Consider the following 19,738-nt stretch of genomic DNA (forward strand, 5'->3'; position numbering starts at 1 on the left):
TTGCCTGCGGGAATCGCCGCAAAGGTCCAACGATGAACTCCGTCTTTCCGTTCGAACACCGGGCGTCTTTCACGCCCAACCCAGAACCGCGGCAGAAATTCTGGTTCGACCCGCTACCTGAGCGCCCCAGCGTGGCGGCCGAGCGTCGGCACCGTCAGGAGCGTCTTGCCGGCGCTTTCCGCCTCTTTGCACGCCAGGGCTTCGCGCTCGGCCTTGCCGGGCACATCACCGCGCGGGACCCCGAGTTTCCCGATCATTTCTGGGTCAACCCGCTCGGCGTGCATTTCTCGCGCATCCGCGTCTCCGACCTGTTGCTCGTGAACGCCCGCGGTGAAACAGTGGTCGGCAACCGCCCGCTGAACAAGGCGGCCTTTGCCATCCACGCGGCCATTCATGAGGCACACCCGCACGTCGTAGCAGCCGCGCATACGCATTCCACCTACGGCAAGGCCTGGTCCACGCTGGGCCGCAAGCTCGATCCTCTGACGCAGGATGCGTGCTCGTTCTTTGAAGACCACGTGCTGTTCGATGATTTCACCGGTATGGTCGTAGATAGTTCAGAGGGCGATCGCATTGCGCAGGCCCTGGACAAGGGCAACGGCCAGACGCACAAGGGAGCGATCCTGAAGAACCACGGCATCCTGACGGCGGGTCCTACCGTGGAAGCCACAGCCTGGTGGTACATCGCACTGGAGAATGCCGCACACACGCAACTGCTTGCCGAAGCCGCCGGCACACCACAACTGATCGACACTGCCACGGCGCGGCACACACATGGCCAGGTGGGCGGCAATGAAGGCTCGTTGCACGCGTTCGAGAGCCTCTTCGCGGGGTTGGTGGATGCAGAACCCGATCTGCTTGATTAGACACGCCCGTCAAGATCGGCTTTCCCGGCCAGCGGATCGCTGAAGTGTTCCCGTACGAGCTGGGCGGCCACCTCCCAGAGGGCGGGTGCGCCACTTTCGATGGTCGGCCCGTAACGCGCGAAGACCTGCTCCTCACTGACCTGAGGCGCGACCCAGGTGCCGCCGTCCGTTGCCACGTTGTGAAGTAGCGGCTGGAAGCGGTCCAACGCCTTGGCGAACTTCGCGTCGTCGCTCTCCGCCGCCTCGAATTCGGTCCAAAGACCGCGAAACTCGGCGGCTTGCGCATCCGGCAACAAGGAAAAGATCCGCTCCGCCGCCTGGCGCTCCCGTTCCACCTGATCGGCCTGCATCGACGGATCATGGAACGGTGTATCGCCGGCATCGATCTCCACAATATCGTGGAGGAGGAGCATCTTCACGACGCGGACCACGTCGACAGGCGCCGCCGCGTGCTCCGACAGCACGAGCGCATACATGGCGAGATGCCAGGAATGCTCGGCACTGTTTTCTCGACGCGAGCGATCGATCAGCGGCGACATCCTTACGACGCTCTTCAGTCGATCAATCTCTCTCAGGAAGGCGAGCTGCCGCTCCAGGTGGGAAAGGTCCATGGTGAACACGAGGCGATAAGAATCACTGGAAGGAAGAAGTCTAGCAGCCACCTTCGCGTGCTTCAGGCGCTACCCCCGCCAGTGGACAGAAGACCGCTTGCCGTCGACCCGCAGGGACTTTACTTCGCATGCAAAGTATCAATATACTTCGCATACGAACTTAAACCCATGGAGACCGACATGACCACCCCGGAAATTCGCACCGACCTGACTGACGGCGTGCTGACCATCACGCTAGCCAGACCGGACAAGAAGAACGCCCTCACGAATCAGATGTACGGCACGCTGGCTGATACCATCGAGCGCGCCGAGCACGATCGCAACATCCGCGTATTGCTGGTGCAAGGGGATGGGGACATGTTCACTGCAGGGAATGATGTGAGCGAGTTCGCAGCGATCGCGGTGGGAAAGGGTCCTGCCGAGCGTCATGTGCACCGCTTTCTGCATGCCTTGGCCAAGGCGACGGTGCCCATCGTTGCAGCGGTCCACGGCAAGGCCGTCGGCGTTGGCACCACCATGCTGCTGCATTGCGACTACGTGCTGCTGGCGCAGGATGCGCAACTGATCACGCCTTTCGTGAATCTCGCGCTCGTGCCTGAGGCGGCCTCGAGCTACCTGATGCCGCTGTGCATCGGCCACGCCCGGGCATTCGAGATGTTTGCGATGGGTGAGCCGCTGGACGCCCAGACTGCCGTGGCGTGGGGCATCGCCAACAGGGTCTGCAACAACGATCAACTTCGTGCGGAAGCGCGCCGCATGGCCGAGCGCATCGCCGCCAAGCCGGCCGGTTCCCTCAGCGCGATGAAGGCGCTGATGCGTAAAGCCGAGGCGCTGGTGGCCCAGATGGATAGCGAGAGCGCCAAGTTCCAGGAACGGCTGACGAGCGCCGAGGCCAGGGAGGCGTTTGCCGCCTTCGCCGAAAAACGCAAGCCGGATTTCTCGAAGGTGACGCAGCAGTAAGCGTGCACGCTGCGGCCCCAGCCGCAGCCCAGGTTACGCGTCCCCGTCGTCGGCGACGGGAAACTTTTCCTGCAGGCTGGCGAGCCACCGCGCCACCACGTCGACTTCCGCCTCCGTGAAGCCCTCGGTCAACTTTGCATTAAGGTCCTTCATGCGCGTCTTGGAACGCTGGCGCGCGGCACGCCCTGCATCCGTCAGCCACAAGCGCGATGCCCGGCCGTCGGTCTCATCGGCCCGGCGCTCGATCAATCCAGCTTTTTCGGTCCGGTCAGCCAGACCGCTGATGCCCGGCGCGCCCAGATCGAGCGCGGCAGCCGCCTCGCTCATCAGTGCACCGTCGTGCGTGCCCAGGAAGAACAGCAGCCCGGACTGAGCCGCTGTCACCCCGCCACCGGCTGCGCGCGTCTGCCATCGTTGCAGTCGACGCTGGCCAACGTTCAATAGATATACAAGGCGATGCTGCATCTTCCTGAGGCAAGAGTTGTCGTGATTTAGTTCGCATGTGAATCATATCACGCACATCGCCTTGAACCCGTCCGCTCAGGCGTTGAAACCGCCGTCGATCGTCAGGCTTGCACCAGTAACGAAACCAGCCTCCGGGCTCGCCACGTAGGCAACCATGCCTGCGATCTCGGCCGGATGTGCGTGACGCTCCAGGGCCATCAGGGCATGGAGGGCGCCGCCGAAATCGCCGGACTCCGGATTCATATCGGTATTGGTCGGACCGGGTTGGACATTGTTGACCGTGATGCCCTTCGGCCCGAGGTCGCGCGCCATGCCTTGCACGAGCCCTTGCAGCGCCGACTTGCTCATCGCGTAAGCCGCGCCGCCCGGGAACGGCATGCGCTCGGCATTGCAGCTGCCGATATTGATGATGCGACCGCCCTGCCCCATGTGCGGCAAGACCGCCTTCGACGCGACGAAGACGGCGCGCACATTCACTTCCAGGGTCTTGTCGAAGTCTTCCAGCGAGAAGGTATCGATCCCGCCCATCAGCAGCACGCCGGCATTGTTCACGAGGATGTCGATCTTGCCAAAGTGCCGCGCGGCGTCGTCGATGGCGCGCGTGAGCGAGGCCGCATCGCCTGCGTCCGACTGGATGGCCAGTGCGCGGCCGCCAGCGGCTTCCACGCTGGCCACCAGTGCGTTGGCGTTGGCGGTCGAGCCCTTGTAGGTAAATGCCACGGCTGCGCCGTCCTGCGCCAGACGCTGGACGATCGCGGCGCCAATGCCGCGGGCGCCGCCAGTAACGAAAGCAACCTTGCCGGCAAAGGTGGTGGGGGTGGTCATGTCGAAACTCCATCGGGTTAGGGTGAGTGAAGTATCCACACACGATTGCCGCGCGAATAGCCCATAATCCGGATCATCAATTTCAACCAAAAGTATCGGATCTGACGATGGAAGGCCTGAGTCTTCTCGAATCCTTCATCCTGAGCGCCCAAACGGGCAGCTTCTCGGGGGCCGCGCGGCGTCTGGGCGTCACGCCCGCTGCGCTCAGCAAGAACGTCGCGCGCCTGGAAGCGCGGCTCGGACTGCGGCTGTTCCATCGCAGCACGCGCAATCTGACCCTCACGGCCGACGGCGAGCGCTTTCTGCACGAGGTGACCGCGCCCTACGCGGACTTGCAGGACGCCTTTTCCCACGCGGCGGAGCGCAGCGGCGCGCCGTCGGGGATGCTGAAAGTGAGCTTGGGGGTCGCGTTCGGGCGGGAATACCTGGTGCCGATGCTTGGCGAATTCCTGGGCCGCTATCCGGAAGTCGTGCCGGACTGGCATTTCGATAACCGGCCCGTCGACCTGATCGGCGGCGGCTTCGATGCGGCGATTGGGGGTGGCATCGAACTGAGCCAGGGGGTCATCGCCCGGGAATTGGCTCCCGCGCACGTGATCGTCGCGGCATCGCCGGCCTATATGGCGACCCGGCGCATGCCGAGGCACCCCTCGGAGTTGGCCCAGTTCGATGGCATCGCCCGGCGCTCGGTCGCCACCGGCCGCCAGTACGCATGGACCCTGCGCAATCCGTTTGGTGAGAAGGCCCTGGCCGAGTGCCGCACCCGCCTTATTTTCGACGACCCGGAAGCCATGGCGCACGCGGCGATGCTTGGCCACGGCGTGGCCATGCTGCCGATGCCGCACGCTTCCCGCTGGCTGCTCAGCGGCGACCTCATCCGGTTGCTGCCCGGCTGGTACGCGGATATCGGGCCGATCTGCCTCTATTACCCGAACAAGCAGCAGCTGCCGCTCAGGACGCGTGCGTTCATCGATTTCGTAGTCGATGCGTTCCGCGAACAGCGCCTGGCTGCGCGTTTCGATAGCCGCTGAGGCCATGCAAGACGAATAACGCGGCTCCAGTTGAACGTGGTGCCAGAGCTGTCGCTCCGATGGACGACCACGATCTTCATATCTGGCCAGCAGCAGGCCAGGATTTTCCGCCGCAATGGCCGGATCGTTCCAGTTGACGATTCTTCCCTGGTAGATCTCCGTGAGCAGCGCACCGGTCATGCGCAACTGCCCCGGGCGGACGCCATCCAGGTGGAACACGGGCACGACACCGCCGATCACGATGGGAAACTGCTATGGCAAACACATGACAGTCACAATCGCGAATCGCCCTCGCCCACGTGGGCGCCTGGCCCCTGTCTCGCCATCACGTCCTGCGGATTGCGCAACGGACACGCCTTCAGCGACAGGCAGCCGCAGCCGATGCAGCCGTCGAGTTGATCGCGGAGCAACGTCAACGCACGAATGCGGGCGTCGAGATCTTCCCGCCAGGACGCTGACAGCCGGCGCCAGTCGGCCACGGTCGGTGCCTTGCCTGCCGGCAAACGCGCGAATGCGTCGGCAATGACCGCGAGCGGCACGCCCATGCGCTGGGCAATGCGTAAAACAGCCAGCCGACGGAGGATGCCGCGCGGATAGCGGCGCTGGTTGCCAGCGCTGCGCGTGCTCGAAATCAATCCCTTCGATTCGTAGAAATGGAGCGCGGACGCGGCCACGCCGCTGCGCTCGACCACTTCGCCAATGGTCAGCGGATCGCGGGCGCGCATCGGGCGCACCGGGGGCTCCAACGGAGCGTTCTTCGGGGGGCGGCTCATGACAGGACCATGGAGGACAAGGAAAGCCCTTGCAGCGCGCATGGTATCGCATCGAAGCTTGACCTCAAGTGCACTTGAAGTTTGACACTGGCATCCCTTCTCCATCCAGGACCCTGCCATGCTGCTCGAATCGCCGCGCGCCCCGTACCTCCAGTTCATGAACCCGCCCGACCTCTACGACCCGCGCCTGAACGGCTATTCACATGTCGCGGTGGTGAACCGGCCCGCGAAGATCATCTTCGCGGCGGGCCAGGGTGGCGAGGACATGTGCGGCGGCCTGCTGGCCGACTTCACGGCGCAGGTCAACCGTGCACTGTCCAACCTGCGCGTGGCGCTGCAGGCCGGCGGTGCGGATATCCCAGATGTGGCCAAGATCACGGTGCTGATCGTCGATCATTCGATGGAACGGCTGGCCATCTTCAGCCGCGCCTGGCAGGCCCTGCTGGGCGACTGGCCGGCCCCCGCCTGCACGCTGATTCCCGTGCCAAGGCTGGCGATCGACGGCATGCTGTTCGAGATCGAGGCGGTGGCGGTGCTGCCGGAATAACAGGTCTGGACCATTCCAAACCGGGCGACTCCATTTACTATGCTAGTCACCATCGACCGGCACGGGAGCGAGCTTGGCCAATCCGGATCTTCTCGATCGCGACCCAATGGCCGCGCGCGTCGTCGCTGCGCAAGCCAGCCCTTGTGACGAACTCGTCATCCGTACGCAGCCCAACGCGGTCGATCGTCCGTGCCGGCGCAAACGTATGGCGCTCGCCGCGACGATCCTCGGCTCAAGCATGGCGTTCATCGACGGCTCCGTCGTCAATGTTGCGCTGCCCGCCATGCAGAGCGAGCTCGGCGCGAGCGTTGCGGCAATGCAGTGGATCATTAACGCCTACCTGCTCTTTCTCGGGTCCCTCGTGCTGGTGGGCGGATCGATGGGCGACAAGCTCGGCCGCCGCACGGTGTTCATCGCCGGCGTCGGGGTCTTCACGGTGGCGTCGGCCGCTTGCGGGCTCGCGCCAAACGCGAGTTCGCTGATCGTCGCGCGCGCTGTCCAGGGCATTGGCGCGGCGCTCTTTGTCCCCAGTAGTCTCGCGATCATCGGCGCCGTATTCGAAGGCGAAGCACGCGGACGGGCGATTGGCACCTGGGCGGCCGTCGGCGCGATCACGTCGGCGGTGGGGCCGGTGGCAGGCGGCGCGCTTGTCGACGCGTTGTCGTGGCGCGCAATATTTTTCCTCAACGTACCGCTTGCAGCGCTGACAATTGCGCTGGCGATGTCGTCAGTGCCGAATAGCCACAAGCTCGATGCGCCTCAGCAACTGGACTGGCCCGGCGCGCTGAGCGCGGCGGCCGGGCTCGCCACCCTCACCTATGGCCTGACCCAGGTGTCGGCGCGCGGCTTCGCGCATCCGCTCGTACTGGGCACGATCGGCGCCGGCGTGCTCGTGCTCGCCGCATTCGCGAGGATCGAAGCGAACAGCCGTCACCCCATGATGCCACTCGACGTGTTTCGCTCCCGCGATTTCACCGGCGCCAACCTCGTCACCCTACTGCTCTACTTCGGTCTGGGCGGCGCACTGTTCTTCCTGCCGTTCACGCTGATACGCGCACATGCCTACACCGCAACCGAAGCAGGCGCCGCGCTGCTACCGGTGCCGGTCATCATCGGCTTGCTATCGCGCTTCACCGGCAGCCTGACAAGCCGCTTCGGTTCACGGGCACTGTTGAGCGCTGGCCCGGCCGTGGCCGGCATCGGATTCGCGATGCTGGCGCTGCCGTTCGTGCATGGCGGCTATTGGACCGGATTCTTCCCGGCACTCGCCGTGCTCGGGCTCGGTATGACGATCACCGTCGCGCCACTCACGGCGACGGTAATGGGCTCCGTGCCGGGCGACCAGGTAGGCATCGCCTCCGGCATCAACAACGCGGTTGCCCGGGTGGCGAGCCTGCTGGCCGTTGCGGTGCTCGGCATCGTGTTCGTGTGGTCGCACGAAGCGGCGCTGTCGGCGCGGCTGGATGCACTGCATATTCCTCAGGATGCACGCCAGACCGGGCAATTGCTGGAGCCGGACGGAGCGGCAGCAGCCGACACCCGTACACCGCCTCAGGGCCCCTTGGCGCGGGCGGAGGCCGAAGCCATCGCTGAGGCCCTGCGCGCCGTGGCGCTTGTGGCCGCCGCCTGCGCGTTTGCCGGAGCGGGTGTAGCGATGGCGACCATCCAGCGCCGCAAGTGACGTGCTTCGCGTCGGCCGCAGAAGGCGAGCGTAAATCCACCTTTACAAGATCCCACGGCGAAATGCCATGCAGCACGATTGTCGAAGCGCATGGCGGCCGGTTGTGGGCGAGTGCCAATCTGCCACGGGGAGCCGTTGTGCAGTTCATCGTGCCTGAGAAGCCCACTGATCATTGATGCCGAAGCGCAGTTGCCTTCGGCATCCATGATGAAGGGCTCTGTGTGGGACCTACGCGAAGTCAAGCACCTCTGCTACTGCGCGGCGCGGCTTTTGCGCCCAGTTCTCGGGCAGGGCTGACCCGACGGACAGCAGCATGACGGGCACTTCGTCTTCGGCCAGCCCGAACTCACTTGCTACCGCCTCGGCGTCGAAACCGATCATCGGCGACGAACCCAGGCCCAGCGCATGCGCAGCATAGATCAACGCCGTCGCGCCGATGGCACCGGTGCGTACCGCCTCGTCGCGCTGGAGCTGCGGATGTTCGAAGTACAGGCCGCGCGCAGCATCTTCGAACCCCGTGGCGACCTTCGCCGGCATGATGCCCGCCTCCACGGCTGGCGCCAGGCGCTTCGGCAACACCCGATGGTCGGCCAACTGTCCGCAGATGATGAAGGTAACGGAGGCATCGGTGATCTTGGGCTGGTCCCAGGCAACGGCCCGCAGGCGCGCCTTGGCTTCAGGCGTGCGCACTGCGATGAAGCGCCAGTTCTGCAAGTTGAAGGATGTCGGCGCAGTGGTGGCGACTCTTACCAACTCGCKGATCTGATCGTCGCCCACGGTAAAGGCAGGGTCGTACAGACTGATGGTACGACGGCTCACAAGGGATTCGATGATAGCGTTGGCCATGGTGATTCCTATGGTCGAAGGACTGGGTTGAGAGGCACGGGTGGTGATCTGTTGCGATCGTAGTAACACGGCGCAGAACAAATCTTATGGAATCCGCCGGCCTGCCGGTAGATCCGGGAAGGCGCTCACAGCGTTGTCCTGCCGGCACCAATCCTCCCGTTGCTTCGGGTAACGATGCAATGTGATATTGCCGTTTGCAGCTGCCGTTTCCCCCAGACAAAGTGAAAATGCCGCAACACCGCTCCGACGAGGAGACAGTGCTGCGGCATTCTTTCTTGCGCAGCCGAACCCAGGAAGATCAGTCTGCCTGGTACTTCGGCGAGCGCGGGCCGTACAGGATGCCACCCGGCATGCCGGCCGACAAAAGACGCACACTGGCCGTGCCAGCCACCGGATAGCTGGCGTCGGTCAGATGATTGACCGCCTGGTTGATGGCGGCGGTGATCAGCATGCCGATTAGGCCGCCGCCGCTGTTGCCACTGTCGTTAGCTGCCACTGCCGTGCCGCTCCACAACACGTCGCCGGTCTTCAGGTCTACCAGCTTCGCATTCGCGGCCACGCGGGTCACGCTGCTCAGTACCTGGTAACGCGAGCCGTAGTCCGTCACGGTCACGTACAGCGCGGCATCCGCACCGAAGATTTCGCGCAGCTTGGGCACGGGTGCCGTGTGGATGTCACCAGGCACGGTCAGGCCATTCTGCCGGAACGTTTCGTCGACCAGCGCCACCGGCAGCACGTAGTAACCCGACTCAGCCAGCGGATACGTGGCTTGCGACAGCATGGCGTACGTGGCCTTGATGTCAGGCGACTCGTTCAGCGGCGGCAGCACCACGACCGAACGCGGGCGAGCGGCCTTGAACGCAGCGTAATCCACCTGTTTTCTGGGTACGGCACAGCCTGCGAACAACATCACGATGCCGAGCGTGGCGACGTAGGTCAGCATTCGACGCATCATTTGACGCTCCCTTCCGTGGTGTCTGCCTTGGCGGGCGGCGTAGCGCCCACCGTCACATCCTTGCGCTCGTCAGTCTTCACATTGCGCATCAGAAAATCCATGTAAGGCGTGGACTCCGGGAACAGCGTCTTCTCTGTCTGGAATTCCTTGACCATCTGATCGCCCTTCCCGACATTCAGATACAGCATGCCAAGCTGGGCGTGATAGCCAGGTGGCACGCTTCCGCCTTTCGCCTTGATCTTTTCCAGGCCACTTTCCAGCGCGGTGATCTGCGCTTCCTTCGATTCGCCCTTGAAGTACGCGTAGACCTGGGATTGATACCCCTCCCATTGGTACATCGATTGTGGACCTGCACAACCGGCCAGCAGGCCGGCAGCCGACAAAAACGCCGCGTTGCGCAGCGTAACCCATGACTTCATTGTTGTTCTCGCTCTTGTTGGTATAGGCCTATGCGTTTACTGCGCCGGCTTCCATGCGCCGCTTTCGATCGCGCTGACCAGGTTGTTCACGGCTTCACGCATGGCCAGGTCCATCACCTTGCCATTGAGCGTGGAGTCATAGCTGGCCGTACCGCCAAACCCGATCACCTCGCGGTTCGACAGCTTGAATTCGCCGGCGCCCTGCGTGGCGTAAACCACTTCAGAGGTGCTGATGTTGACGACGCTCAGGTTCACCTTGGCATAAGCGACCTGCTCGCGGCCGCGGCCGAGAATACCGAAAAGCTGCACGTCGCCCACTTCCTTGCGGCCAAATTCGGTGATATCGCCGGTCACCACGAAGTCGGCGCCCTTGAGCTTCTGCGCCTGATTCTTGATAGCGGCTTCGCGCTTGATCTCGTCGAGGTTCTCGCGCTCAAGCACACTGAAACGGTTGGTCTGCTGCAGGTGGGTCACCAGGCTGGTCTTGGCCTGGCCGCTCAGACGGTCGATGCCGTCGGAGAACACGCCGCGCATGTAGTTGGAACGGTTATCGAACTTGCCTACGGCAATGGGGGTGCGCACGCCGTTATAGGGGCGGCTCGCGCTTTCCACCTTTTGCACCGGCAGCGCGGTCGACGATTCAGTTGCGCATCCCGCCAGACCGATGGCGGCGGCAGCGGCGGCACCGAGCAGGCAGTAGTTCTTGAGACTCTTCAATTCATTTCTCCAGACAAGGAACAAAACGACACATCTATCACGCCGTGACCGAGTGTGGATTGATCCCATTCAACCCTCTACGGTATCGGCAGCCGCAAGTCTGGATTAAGGCAAAATCCGCGGGATCCCCTCTTCGGTAGGGAGACCAACGCACAGTTCCCAAGTCGTTCCGCGAACTTGCCTGCGAGTCATGAGTGAAGCGATAAAGATTCCACAGGGAATCACAAGGGAGAACCTTTGGCGCAAGCAACGCCCGGCTACGTCCCACCCAAAACAGGCTCGTAGGAAGCAGTCCGCGTCATCGCCAGTTGCCACGATGGGGGGGCCCCAATGCATTGGTTCAGGTGCGAGGTGAAGGCCCGAAGCTTGGCCGAGGCGCGGGGCTGGGCGCGTAGCAGGTAGATGCCGCCTTGCGCCTGCGGGCGGAGGCCATCCAGCAGCAATTCTTCCAGCCGCCCCGCGCCGATGTCCTCGCCGACCGACCAGTCCGGCATCAGGGCGATGCCCAGCCCCTGCAATACCGACAGCCGCCGCGCATCGCAATCGTCGCACTCGACTGCGAACAGCGCCTGCGCGGCGTGGGTGGGTTCCAGGAGTTCGCGCCAGCCGCGCATGCTTGTGCTGTGGCCCCGGTCGATCAGGCGGTGGTGCTGCAGCTCGTCGGCGTGCACCGGCCTGCCATGCGCGCGCAGGTAGTCCGGCGTGGCGCAGATCACGTATCGTTGGCTGGCCACGCGCTGGGCGATCAGGTTGCTGTCAGCCTGTTGCCCGACGCGCACCACAACGTCGAACCGTTCGAGCACCGGATCGACCACGCGCTCGGTCAGCTCCAGCTCCACGGTCAGGTCCGGATACTGTGCGTAGAGGGAGCCGAGGTGCGGCACGACGTGCCGCCGCGCAAACGCCGGAAGGCACGCCACGCGCAGCCGGCCGCTAACGCCCTGCTCCAGCGCCGTCACCGCATCGCGCGTTTCGTTGAGTTCCTGGAGGATGCGCGCGGCCCGCTGGTAGAGGAGATCGCCCGCCTCCGTGCGGACCAGCGCCCGCGTGGAGCGCGTGAAAAGCGCCACGCCCATTTCCCGCTCCAGCACATCGATCTGGCGCGATACCGACGACGCCACCTGCCCGCGCCGCCGCGCGACGGCCGAGAAGCTCCCTTCGCGCGCCACATCGACGAAGACGGCCAGGTTCTCAGCAAAGCGAATGAATTCCATTTGTGCGCTCCCCGCAAAGGCATTACGCGTCCGGCTTGACTTTTCACCGCAAACCGACAGGAATAGTATCAACATCCCAGACCAGAGAGGCAAGTCTTTGCGAAATGCGCAAAGCATGCAGCCTCCGTCATCCGGATTGTCGAAACCCTACTGGAAGGCACCGCAATGGAGACAACTTACCTCTCAGCCGCCCTGCGCTCGATGCGCGGGCGCCCCCGCCGCATGCTGGCCGCCGCGCTCCTCATGTGCGCAACCGGGCACGTCATGGCCGACGACTGGCCGGCCAAGACGGTCACGATCATCGTGCCCTATGCGGCGGGCGGCACCGTCGACAAGGTCGCACGGCAGGTGCAGGATGGCCTGCACACCCGCCTGGCGCAAACCGTCGTGGTGGATAACCGCGCGGGCGCCGGCGGCACCATCGGCACCGGCCAGATTGCCCGGAGCCCTGCGGATGGCTACACGCTCGGCATGGTGTTCGATTCTTTCGCCACCGAATCCCACATCTATCCGAAACTGCCCTATGTCGCGAAGCGTGACCTGACGGGCGTGTCGTATATGGTCCGCTCCCCGATGGTGCTCGTGGTGCCGGCCAGTTCGCCCTACCAGACCCTTCAGGATTACGTCAACGCCACGCGTACGCCGAAGAAGGTCTCGTACGCGTCGGTGGGCGCCGGGAGTTCGAACCAACTTGTGGCGGAAGCGTTCTTCGAAGCCGCCGGCACCAGCGGCATTCACACCCCCTACAAGGGTGGCGGGCCCGCGATCAACGACCTGCTGGGCGCCCACGTGGACTCGATGATCGCCAGCCTGCCGCTGATCCTGCCTTACGTGCAGGCCGGCAAGCTGCGCGCGCTGGCGGTAACCTCTCCGCAGCGCGACGCCCGTCTGCCCGAGGTGCCCGCCGTAGCGGAACGCTACAAGGGCTTCGAAGCCTACTCGTGGGTGGCGATGATCGCGCCGGCCAAGACCCCGCCCGCCGTGCTGGAGAAACTGTCCGCGGCGGTGACCGCCACGCTGCGCGACCCGGCCATCGCCAAGCAGTTGAGCGCCGGCGGCTTCGAGATCGTGGCCGGCAATGCCGCCCAGACCAACAAGCTGATCCAGGACGAGTCCGCGCGCTGGGGTCGCCTGATCAAGGCCCGCAACATCACACTCGAATAGATGCCGCCGTCATGAATCCTTTCGTCTATCAGTCCCGCCCGCAGCGCGTGGTCTTCGGCGCGGGCTCGCTGGCCCGACTGCCTGAGGAAGCCGATGCGCTCGGCGTCAAGCGCGTGCTCGTGCTCTGCACGCCCGGGCAACGGGCACTCGCGGAGCGGGCCAGCGCGTTGCTGGGTGACCGCAGCGCGGGCATCTTCGATGGCGCCGTCATGCACGTGCCCGTGGAACAAGCCCGCAAGGCGCGCACCGTGGCGGCGGAGTGTGGCGCCGACTGCGCGCTGGCCATCGGCGGAGGATCGACGATCGGCCTCGGGAAGGCGATTGCGCTGGAGTCCGCACTGCCGGTCATCGCTGTGCCCACCACCTACGCCGGCTCGGAGGCCACGCCGATCTACGGCCTGACCGACGCCGGCCTGAAGCGCACCGGACGCGATGCCCGTGTCCTGCCGCGCACGGTCATCTACGATCCGGAGTTGTCACTGCGCCTGCCGCGCATGGTCAGCGTGACCAGCGGCATCAATGCCATCGCCCATGCAGCCGAAGGCCTCTATGCTGGCGATCGCAATCCGGTCAGCGACTGGATGTCGCGCGAAGGTATCGCGGCGCTGGGTCGTGCGCTGCCAGTCATTGCGCGGGAAGGTGGTGAGGACGGTGCGGAAAGGCTCGCCGCACGTGGCGATGCGCTCTATGGGGCGTGGCTGTGCGGGGCCGTGCTTGGCAGCGTCACGGCAGGGTTGCACCACAAGCTGTGTCATACGCTGGGCGGCACCTTCAACCTGCCGCATGCAGAAGTCCATACGATTGTGCTGCCGCATGCGCTGGCCTACAACGCCCCTGCCGCGCCGGCCGCCATGGAGGCCATCGCTCGTGCGCTGGGCGCCACCGATGGCAACGCGCCGGCGGCGGTCTTCGACCTCGCCGCCTCGCTCGGCGCCCCTACCGCGCTGCGCGAGATCGGGCTGGAGGAAGAGGATCTGGAGCGGGCATGCGAACTGGCCCTGCAGAATCAGTACCCGAATCCGCGACCATTGGAAGCGTCTGGCATCCGTACCCTCCTGCGCGACGCCTTCCTGGGCAGTCGTCCGACGCTTCCCCAGGGAAGCTGAACGATTAACCCTGTGCTGGCGGCGCAGCCGTCGAGCCGCGTACCACCAGTTCCGGCCGCAATTCGATGACGACGGTGGCAGTCTGTGGCTTGTCGATCCGGCGCAGCAGCAGTTCGGCCGCCTGTTCGCCCATGTCATGGACCGGGATGCGGATGGTTGTCAGCGGCGGCGTCAGTGCATCGACAAAAGGCATGTCGTTGTGGCCGACCACCGAGACGTTCTCCGGACAGCGCAAGCCGCGCTCGCGCAGAAAGTCGTAGCAACCCATGGCCACGAGGTCATTGCCGGCGGCAATGGCGGTCAGGTCGGGCAGCGATTCGAACAACTGGTCACAGGCCCTGCGGCCGGCCTCCCGGGTATAGCTCTCCGCCTCGACGACGGCATACGCGCCGCGCCGCAACCGATGGCGTTTGACCGCCTGCATGAAGCCTTCCCGGCGCAACTGTCCCGTGGAGGTACTCGCGGGACCGGCAATGTGACCGATGCTGCGGTGACCGAGCGATACCAGATGATCGACCGTCAGCGCCATCGCCAGCTGGCTGTCGCTGACCACGCAGGACGCCCGGCCGGTATGCTCGCCGCGATTCACCATGACCACCGGAATGCCGAGCTGGAAGCAGTAGTCGAGCAAGGGATCGTCGCGTTCCGCCGTGGCCAGCACCAGCCCTTCCACCTGCCTGGCCAGCAACTGATCGATCACGAAACGCTGCCTGACGCGCTCCACGCCGGCATTGACGACGATCGGCACATAGCCGTGCCGGCCAAGAACGGCCTCGATCCCCGCCAGGATGGGCGGGAACACCGGATTCGCGATGTCCGGCAGCACCACGCCGATCAGCCCCGAGCGTTGCGTGCGCAACCCCGCCGCGATGCGGTTCGGGCGGAACCCGCGCAATTCGGCCAGCTTCAGGATCCGTGTGGCCACTTCTTCGGCCACCAGATGGCGCGTGGCGGGATTCATCACGCGAGACACCGTCGAATAGTGGACATCGACCTCGGCGGCGAGGTCCTTGATGGTCACGCGTTTGCGCTCGGACATGGGCAGGCAGACGCCACGTTGGCTGTTGGAATGCGCCATTCTAGCGCCTGCCGCCCCGGCGCCGCTTATTCCCCTGCCCGCACGCCGGACTGTTTCACCACAGGCGCCAGCTTGCCGATTTCGGCCTGGATATAGCTGGAAAACTCCTGCGGCGTGCTGGCGCGCGCCTCGGCCCCCTGGGCCGCCAGCCGCTCGCGCACATCGGGAGACGCCAGCGCCTTGCCGATCTCGGCATTCACCGCCTGAATCACCTCCTTCGGCGTGCCGGCCGGCGCCAGGACGCCGAACCACGAATCGAACGCATAGCCGGGCAGCCCCGCCTCCGCCACGGTCGGCACATCGGGCAACGCGCCTGCGCGTGCTGGCGTGGTCACCGCCAGCGCACGCAACTTGCCTTGCTTGACGAACGGCAGGGCCGATACAGTCGGCGCGAACATCATGTCGCCGCGCCCCGCCATCACGTCGGTCAGGGCTTCGCCGGTACCCTTGAACGGAATGTGCACGATGTCGATGCCCGCCTGCATTTTGAACATCTCACCACTCAGGTGCGTGGAACTGCCCGAACCGGCGGAATCGAAGTTCAGGGTGCCCGGCTTGGCCTTCGCGGCAGCCACGATATCGCGCATCGACTTGTACGGACTGGCGGCGTTGACCACCAGCACGTTGGGCACCGAGGCGACCAGCGACACCGGCGCGAAGTCCTTGAGCGTGTCGTAGCCCAACTTCGGATAGAGCGTGGCGTTGATGGCATGGCCCACGGAGACCAGGATCAGCGTGTAGCCATCGGGCGGCGACTTGGCAACCGTGGTGGCGCCCAGCGTGCCGCCGGCGCCGGGCCGGTTGTCCACCATCACCTGCCATTGGCCGCCCTCCCCAATCTTTGCGCCGATAATGCGCGCCAGGATATCGGTGGCACTGCCCGCCGAGAACGGCACGATCAGCCGGATCGGCTTGACGGGATACTGGGGTTGCGCGATGACGGTGTACGGCAGCCCAAGCGCCGCGATCATTCCAAGGGCCGCAATGGGGCGGAAAAACTGTCGTCTCATGGTTGTCTCCTCACGATGCAATGGCGTGCGCGGATGTCAGAAAAAGTGCCGCATGCCGAGCGCAAAGGTCTGCGGATCGGCACCGGCGCTGACACCGAGCTCGTTGATGGCGAAGTCGTAGATCGCGTCTTTCTTGTTATTGATGCGGCTGTAGTACGCGTAGATTGCGGTGCGCTTCGATAGCGGATAGTCGTAGCCCACCGTGAACTGCATGGCATTGGTTTCCGAACCGCTGCGGAAGAATCCGATCATGTCCGTGGACGATCCCGTGCCGTTGGCGGCATAGGCCACCCCCACCCGCACGCTGCCGGTCCCAAGCTTCTGCACCAGCGATGCGTAGTACCCGTTGCGCTGCAGGTCGCCCGTATCGGTGCGGTAGTGCAGGTGCTCATAGAGCGCGGCCAGGCGCGTGCCCGGGAACAGCTGGTAGGCCAGCGCGACCTTCAGCGCATCGTCATTGCGCCCGGCCGCCTGGTAGTGCGAGTGGACTTCGTAGGCGACGGTCGCCCCCAGCGGGCCGCGCTCGTAGACCAGTGCGGCGGAGTACAGCGCCGGATTGCGCGGCACCGTCGTCTTCTCTTCCGGCAATCCCCAGCCGAGCCAGAGGCTGGCACCCCCCAGCTGCGGCGAGCGGTACTGGATGATGTTCTTCTGGCGCCGGTCGAACGAACTCGTGTCCTGGACGTTGTCGGAGCTGGAGGTCGAGCCATTGCCGATCAGCGCCATATAGCCGGCCGTGGTCGGGTAGTACGGATCGTAGCCAGCGGTCGACTCTGTATAGGGCGTCTGCCAGTGGCCCATGAACAGCAGCCCGTAGTCGCCCTGCAGGCCCACGCGCGTATTGCGGCCTGCGATCTGGCCCTGCCCGGTGTCCAGCGAGACGTTGCTCTCGATCTGCCACACGGCCTGGAGCGAGCCGCCCAGGTGCTCCACGCCCCGAAAGCCGAATACCGACCGGTTGTTGGTCTGCCGCACCGTACTGCCCAGCTTTGTCCCGTCCGTCGCCGTGCTGGCCCGCGAGTACTCGATGGCCGTGTTGAGCCGGCCGTATATCGTCACGCTGTCTTCCGCCATCGCTTCCCGGGCGATGACGGTGGACATCAGGGCCAGCGGAATCACATGACGTCGCCTGAAAACTCTCTGCATCTGGGTCTCCTCGTGTTGTTATGAAGTGGATGATTGCAAACGTTTGCAGAAGCGCAACAAAAAATCAGGGCCTGGCGGTGGCCGTGGCCGGATACGGCATGGCCAGCAACAGCATCGCGGGCCGGTTAGACGGATTGCTCACCTCGCGGGCCTCCCCAGGCGCCAGCCGGACCGAATCGAACTGCCCCAGCGTCACAGTCTCCTCCGGCGTGCGGATGCAGACCTCGCCTTCCAGCACGACGTAGTGCTTCTCCATCGGCGAGGCGTCGAGCGACGTATGGCCGCCCGGCAGGATGATCGACACGCCCATCCACAGCGCATCGGAAGGCCCCGCCTCGTGGCCTTGCAGCCGCAGACAGTGCATACCTTGATGATTGGCCGGATGGTAGGCCGGCGCCTGGGCGAAGCGGGTCGTATTCATGGCGTCAGCACCACGCGTTCGGTGGCGCCTTGCAGCACGGCGCGATAGGCGTCCCGTGCGTTGGACAGCGCGTACGTGTAGTCGGGCAGCACCGGGAACGGCTTCAGCGCGCCGGAGGCGAACATCGGCGCCAGCGCATCGAGGATCTTCGCGCAGGCTTCGCTATCCAGGGCCAGCGTATCCACGCCCACAAAGGTGTGCTGGCCACGATAGAACGCGAAGATGTCGAACGGCACCGGCTTTTCAATCGTCGAGATGAAGACCTGCGTGGCGCCAATCGCCATGGCCAGGTTCGCCTGCTCGAAATAGGGGCTGCCCACCGTGTTGTAGACGATGTCCGCGCCATGCCCGTCGGTTTCCTCACGCACGACGGCTGAGATGGTTTCCCGGCTGGCATCGATCATGCGCACCGTTCCGCTCGTGTGGCCACGGTACGGCTCGGCGCCGCGCTCGACAGCGAACACGCGTGCGCCCAGCGCGGTCGCGATCTGGATCGTGGCCTGGCCGACCTTGCCGTTGCCGCCGCAAACGAGCACCGTGCTGCCGGCGCCAGGCATCCCTGCGCGGCGCAGGCCCTCATACGCGGTGATGAACGGTACACCGACGGCACCGGCTTCCAGCAACGACAGCGTCGCCGGCTTCTCGCGCACGGCGTTCACGCCGATGCGCAAGTACTTGCCATGCGTGCCGTCGCGACGGATGCCAAGCTCGCCGCCACTGCCCCAGACCTGCCGGCCAATCCATTCCGAAGGGCCGTCGATCACAACGCCCGCGTAGTCCCGGCCCGGCGTGCGCGGCCATACGGCATGCGGCATCATCCCGAGCGTGGCCTTCACGTCGCTGGGATTCACCCCGGCGCTGGCGACTTCGATGATGCACTGGCCCGGGCCAGCCTCGGGGCGCGGCAGGCCGGTCAATGCGAGTTCGAGCGTGTCGATGCTGGGGGCTTTCTGATGAACCTGGATGGTATTCATGGTGATATCGAATGCTGTGTGCGGTGAATGGTGATGTCAGGCGTCGCGCAGGCCCAGCACGGTGCGGGCCTCTGATGAAGAAGCGATTTCTCCTCCAAGTGACTTGACGATGTCGCGCGCCTTGGCCACCAGCGCGGCATTGTTCGGGGCGAGTACGCCCTTCTCCAGATAGATGTTGTCCTCAAGCCCCACCCGTACATGGCCGCCCGCGAGCCAGGCCTGCGCGACGATCGGGAACTCGGCACGGCCAATGCCGAACGCAGACCAGTGCGCGCCCTGCGGCAGCATATTGCGGGCGTAGAAGATGGTTTCCGGGGTCGGGGCGAAACCGTACTTCACGCCCAGCACGAAGGTCCAGAGGCCGGGGCCGTCCAGCACGCCCTCGCGGATGAAATCGAGCGCCATGTTCAGATCGCCGGAATCGAAGATCTCCAGCTCCGGCATCACGCCGGCGCTGCGGATCACGCCGGCCATCTTGCGCACGTTGGCCGGCGTATTCATGACAACGTCGCCGCCCGAGTTCATCGTGTTCAGGTCGAGGGAACAGACATCCGGGCGCAGCGCCGCGATGTGTTCCACCCGCTTGAGCGGATGCAGCAGCGTCGTGCCGGGGGCCGCCACGCGTGGCTCGTTCTCATCGGGCACGAAACGGCCACCGGGCCCTGTGGTGAGGTTGATGATCAGGCTCCGGTGCTTCGCGCGAATCCTGTCGATGACATCGGCGTAGTAGTCGAGCGACATCGACGGTCGGCCGGTTTCCGGATCCCGCACATGGATATGGGCGGCGGCGGCGCCCGCTTCCGCCGCTTCGAGCGCGGCATCGGCTATCTGGGCGGGCGTGACGGGAAGCCCCGGATGCTGTTCGGGCGTGACGATGTTGCCGGTCACAGCGCAGGTGATGATCGTCTTGCGTGCGTGCATGGGTCAGT

General features: G+C 64.8%; 22 protein-coding genes. 7 read left to right on the forward strand and 15 right to left on the reverse strand.

Features of this window, described 5'->3' with window-relative positions:
* The first annotated feature begins 32 nt into the window (after positions 1-32).
* Complete coding sequence (locus AC1DP9_RS18660; protein ID WP_477105884.1) at positions 33-866, forward strand: class II aldolase/adducin family protein; 834 nt, start codon at positions 33-35, stop codon at positions 864-866.
* On the opposite strand, the gene AC1DP9_RS18665 is transcribed toward AC1DP9_RS18660, so the two are convergent.
* Positions 863-1,477 carry an HD domain-containing protein gene (locus AC1DP9_RS18665; protein ID WP_441593474.1) on the reverse strand — a complete coding sequence of 205 codons (615 nt, stop codon included), beginning with the start codon at positions 1,475-1,477 and terminating at the stop codon, positions 863-865. The genes AC1DP9_RS18660 and AC1DP9_RS18665 overlap by 4 nt on opposite strands.
* Positions 1,478-1,657: 180 nt before the next feature.
* Here AC1DP9_RS18665 and AC1DP9_RS18670 point away from each other — a divergent pair, with 180 nt between their 5' ends.
* A complete protein-coding gene (locus AC1DP9_RS18670; RefSeq protein WP_477105882.1) occupies positions 1,658-2,437 on the forward strand; it encodes an enoyl-CoA hydratase in 780 nt (259 codons plus the stop codon).
* A 33-nt stretch (positions 2,438-2,470) separates the two neighbouring features.
* Here the strand turns inward: AC1DP9_RS18670 and AC1DP9_RS18675 are convergent, their stop codons facing one another.
* Positions 2,471-2,902 carry a MarR family winged helix-turn-helix transcriptional regulator gene (locus AC1DP9_RS18675; RefSeq protein WP_092299953.1) on the reverse strand — a complete coding sequence of 144 codons (432 nt, stop codon included), beginning with the start codon at positions 2,900-2,902 and terminating at the stop codon, positions 2,471-2,473.
* 75 nt (positions 2,903-2,977) lie between these two features.
* The gene (locus AC1DP9_RS18680; protein ID WP_441593476.1) at positions 2,978-3,727 is read right to left on the reverse strand and encodes an SDR family oxidoreductase; all 750 of its coding nucleotides are present in this window, start codon (positions 3,725-3,727) and stop codon (positions 2,978-2,980) included.
* Between the two features lie 107 nt (positions 3,728-3,834).
* On the opposite strand from AC1DP9_RS18680, the gene AC1DP9_RS18685 reads away from it, so the two are divergent.
* On the forward strand, positions 3,835-4,758 hold the full coding sequence (locus AC1DP9_RS18685) for a LysR family transcriptional regulator (RefSeq protein ID WP_092299665.1): 924 nt from the start codon (positions 3,835-3,837) through the stop codon (positions 4,756-4,758).
* 272 nt (positions 4,759-5,030) lie between these two features.
* Here AC1DP9_RS18685 and soxR read toward each other — a convergent pair whose 3' ends face one another.
* Positions 5,031-5,483, reverse strand: coding sequence for a redox-sensitive transcriptional activator SoxR (gene soxR, locus AC1DP9_RS18690; protein WP_143093934.1), 453 nt, complete (start codon positions 5,481-5,483; stop codon positions 5,031-5,033).
* A gap of 166 nt (positions 5,484-5,649) precedes the next feature.
* On the opposite strand from soxR, the gene AC1DP9_RS18695 reads away from it, so the two are divergent.
* Complete coding sequence (locus AC1DP9_RS18695) at positions 5,650-6,078, forward strand: RidA family protein (protein WP_477108168.1); 429 nt, start codon at positions 5,650-5,652, stop codon at positions 6,076-6,078.
* A gap of 106 nt (positions 6,079-6,184) precedes the next feature.
* Positions 6,185-7,759, forward strand: coding sequence for an MFS transporter (locus AC1DP9_RS18700; protein ID WP_477108206.1), 1,575 nt, complete (start codon positions 6,185-6,187; stop codon positions 7,757-7,759).
* Positions 7,760-7,987: 228 nt separating this feature from the next.
* Here the strand turns inward: AC1DP9_RS18700 and AC1DP9_RS18705 are convergent, their stop codons facing one another.
* The 5 genes from AC1DP9_RS18705 to AC1DP9_RS18725 form a co-directional block, all read right to left on the reverse strand.
* Positions 7,988-8,605: a nitroreductase family protein gene (locus AC1DP9_RS18705; RefSeq protein WP_477108169.1), complete on the reverse strand. Its 618-nt coding sequence runs from the start codon at positions 8,603-8,605 to the stop codon at positions 7,988-7,990.
* Between the two features lie 298 nt (positions 8,606-8,903).
* On the reverse strand, positions 8,904-9,560 hold the full coding sequence (locus AC1DP9_RS18710) for a DUF799 domain-containing protein (protein ID WP_477108170.1): 657 nt from the start codon (positions 9,558-9,560) through the stop codon (positions 8,904-8,906).
* Positions 9,557-9,979 carry a DUF4810 domain-containing protein gene (locus tag AC1DP9_RS18715; RefSeq protein ID WP_477108171.1) on the reverse strand — a complete coding sequence of 141 codons (423 nt, stop codon included), beginning with the start codon at positions 9,977-9,979 and terminating at the stop codon, positions 9,557-9,559. Before AC1DP9_RS18715 ends, AC1DP9_RS18710 begins: the two co-directional genes overlap by 4 nt.
* A gap of 36 nt (positions 9,980-10,015) precedes the next feature.
* Entirely contained in the window at positions 10,016-10,696 is a 681-nt protein-coding gene (locus AC1DP9_RS18720) for a CsgG/HfaB family protein (RefSeq protein WP_477108172.1), read from the reverse strand.
* A 257-nt stretch (positions 10,697-10,953) separates the two neighbouring features.
* A complete protein-coding gene (locus AC1DP9_RS18725; protein ID WP_477108173.1) occupies positions 10,954-11,910 on the reverse strand; it encodes a LysR family transcriptional regulator in 957 nt (318 codons plus the stop codon).
* Positions 11,911-12,075: 165 nt separating this feature from the next.
* Between AC1DP9_RS18725 and AC1DP9_RS18730 the strand changes: the two genes are divergently transcribed.
* On the forward strand, positions 12,076-13,074 hold the full coding sequence (locus AC1DP9_RS18730; RefSeq protein ID WP_092299637.1) for a tripartite tricarboxylate transporter substrate binding protein: 999 nt from the start codon (positions 12,076-12,078) through the stop codon (positions 13,072-13,074).
* Between the two features lie 11 nt (positions 13,075-13,085).
* Positions 13,086-14,180, forward strand: coding sequence for a maleylacetate reductase (locus AC1DP9_RS18735; protein WP_477108174.1), 1,095 nt, complete (start codon positions 13,086-13,088; stop codon positions 14,178-14,180).
* Positions 14,181-14,184: 4 nt separating this feature from the next.
* On the opposite strand, the gene AC1DP9_RS18740 is transcribed toward AC1DP9_RS18735, so the two are convergent.
* The 6 genes from AC1DP9_RS18740 to AC1DP9_RS18765 all read right to left on the reverse strand — a co-directional run bounded on the left by AC1DP9_RS18740 (position 14,185) and on the right by AC1DP9_RS18765 (position 19,730).
* On the reverse strand, positions 14,185-15,258 hold the full coding sequence (locus AC1DP9_RS18740) for a LacI family DNA-binding transcriptional regulator (RefSeq protein WP_477108175.1): 1,074 nt from the start codon (positions 15,256-15,258) through the stop codon (positions 14,185-14,187).
* Positions 15,259-15,284: 26 nt separating this feature from the next.
* Positions 15,285-16,229: a tripartite tricarboxylate transporter substrate binding protein gene (locus AC1DP9_RS18745; protein ID WP_477108207.1), complete on the reverse strand. Its 945-nt coding sequence runs from the start codon at positions 16,227-16,229 to the stop codon at positions 15,285-15,287.
* A gap of 75 nt (positions 16,230-16,304) precedes the next feature.
* The gene (locus AC1DP9_RS18750; protein WP_477108208.1) at positions 16,305-17,369 is read right to left on the reverse strand and encodes a porin; all 1,065 of its coding nucleotides are present in this window, start codon (positions 17,367-17,369) and stop codon (positions 16,305-16,307) included.
* 109 nt (positions 17,370-17,478) lie between these two features.
* The gene (locus AC1DP9_RS18755; protein WP_092299623.1) at positions 17,479-17,835 is read right to left on the reverse strand and encodes a cupin domain-containing protein; all 357 of its coding nucleotides are present in this window, start codon (positions 17,833-17,835) and stop codon (positions 17,479-17,481) included.
* Positions 17,832-18,809 carry a quinone oxidoreductase family protein gene (locus tag AC1DP9_RS18760; protein WP_454757743.1) on the reverse strand — a complete coding sequence of 326 codons (978 nt, stop codon included), beginning with the start codon at positions 18,807-18,809 and terminating at the stop codon, positions 17,832-17,834. Before AC1DP9_RS18760 ends, AC1DP9_RS18755 begins: the two co-directional genes overlap by 4 nt.
* A 36-nt stretch (positions 18,810-18,845) precedes the next feature.
* A complete protein-coding gene (locus AC1DP9_RS18765) occupies positions 18,846-19,730 on the reverse strand; it encodes a beta-keto acid cleavage family enzyme (RefSeq protein WP_092299616.1) in 885 nt (294 codons plus the stop codon).
* Between the last annotated feature and the right edge of the window lie 8 nt (positions 19,731-19,738).

Source organism: Cupriavidus sp. 01L43 (assembly GCF_056399925.1).